Source organism: Thalassoglobus neptunius (assembly GCF_007859735.1).
GTDB classification, from domain to species: Bacteria; Planctomycetota; Planctomycetia; order Planctomycetales; family Planctomycetaceae; genus Thalassoglobus; species Thalassoglobus neptunius.
In genome coordinates, this window is the sequence record NZ_SIHI01000144.1 from 1 (window position 1) to 1,288 (window position 1,288).

A 1,288-nucleotide genomic window follows, 5' to 3' on the forward strand; every position below is an offset into this window, starting at 1 on the left:
CTGTTCAAAGTCTCTCCCGAGCCATCGAAAGCAACTTCCGGCACTTCAAAACAAGCACGACCTCACTCAATGGCAACCAACCAAAACTCAGACTGCTACTCAGAAGTCCGCAATGTTCAACGGGCTGTTAGGCAAATTCAGTGCCTGATCCTCACGTCTGATGATACTTGCAAGAGAAAGCTCTTTCCGGTGAAACTTAAAAACGGCTGATGTGAATATTGCAGTGACACACAAACACGATCATTGACCCGGCACGATCCATCCGGCCATTCGACCTGGACATTGATCTTTTCCGGAGAGATGCAGACAGCCGCTTCTCGAACAATTTCACAGATCTCCATCTCTTCGCTGGCATTCTCGTTGAATGTATCAGGCCCCCACATACTGAATTCCGGTTCGGAATTCTCCCCTCGTACAGATGCAGTCCTCGATAGTCGCCGAGCCGCTTCTGCGAGAGAATTGTTGTTCAGAACGATCAATGAAAAATCAATCGCCGCGATCAGGATAAACAGAAGGATTGGCAAGATCAGAGCCGTCTCGACGATCGTCGCTCCGGACCGTTTCGAGAAGGAATCTTGTCTGATTCTTGGTTTAATCACGTCCATCACCTCGTTTTCCTACTGAAACTGCCTGTAGGTCACAGTCGCTTTGAGTGGAATCGTGTTCGGGATCGTGGGCCAGGATACGATTGTTCGAAATTGGTACGCAGCAGAAACAGTCACGAGAAGATTTCCATCGACTTCTGTGACCGAAGCAATTTGGATGTTCAAGTCATCTGCAGAGAACTGCGGATGATCGTCGAGTTCTTCAATCACGATCGTTCGAATTTTTTCTTCCCAGTCTTGAACAGTGATGGGCGAAACCCGGTGCGTGGCTGCGTAATATGTTCCGATGTCGGCCGCATTCGAAACGGCGATCGACCAGTGCAGTGCTCGTCCATAATCCACACATCCCAGGAGAAACGTCAGGATGATCGGAAGGACGATTGCAAACTCAACGGCTGCGGCCCCGCTTCGTTGATGTCCGGAATTAGTTTTCAATAAACAGGTTCGCATTTAGAACTCACTTATCCTCACCCAAGTTATTCGTACGAACGCGCGAAAACGAATTCGAGAATCGCTCTATTGATTTCCGAATGCATTGTTGAAAACATCTCTGGAATCTGAGATGAGAATGCGCTAAAATCTGGTGATGAGTGATTCCCCACGAACGAATGTGTTGTTGGAAGTGGCAAAGCTGTCGCTTCGGATTGGACGCAAGTATGTCGAGCCGTATTCGCATGCGAAGA

The 1,288-nt window shown here is 48.5% G+C and carries 2 protein-coding genes; both read right to left on the reverse strand.

The window, feature by feature from the left end:
* Positions 1–137 precede the first annotated feature (137 nt).
* A complete protein-coding gene (locus KOR42_RS28115) occupies positions 138–605 on the reverse strand; it encodes a TadE/TadG family type IV pilus assembly protein (RefSeq protein WP_146512751.1) in 468 nt (155 codons plus the stop codon).
* A gap of 12 nt (positions 606–617) precedes the next feature.
* Complete coding sequence (locus tag KOR42_RS26280; protein WP_146512752.1) at positions 618–1,055, reverse strand: TadE/TadG family type IV pilus assembly protein; 438 nt, start codon at positions 1,053–1,055, stop codon at positions 618–620.
* Positions 1,056–1,288 lie beyond the last annotated feature (233 nt).

Bases quoted from the DNA above. Each gene is read 5' to 3' on its own strand.
- KOR42_RS28115 (WP_146512751.1), bottom strand. From the start codon at position 605: ATGGACGTGATTAAACCAAGAATCAGACAAGATTCCTTCTCGAAACGG.
- KOR42_RS26280 (WP_146512752.1), bottom strand. From the start codon at position 1,055: ATGCGAACCTGTTTATTGAAAACTAATTCCGGACATCAACGAAGCGGG.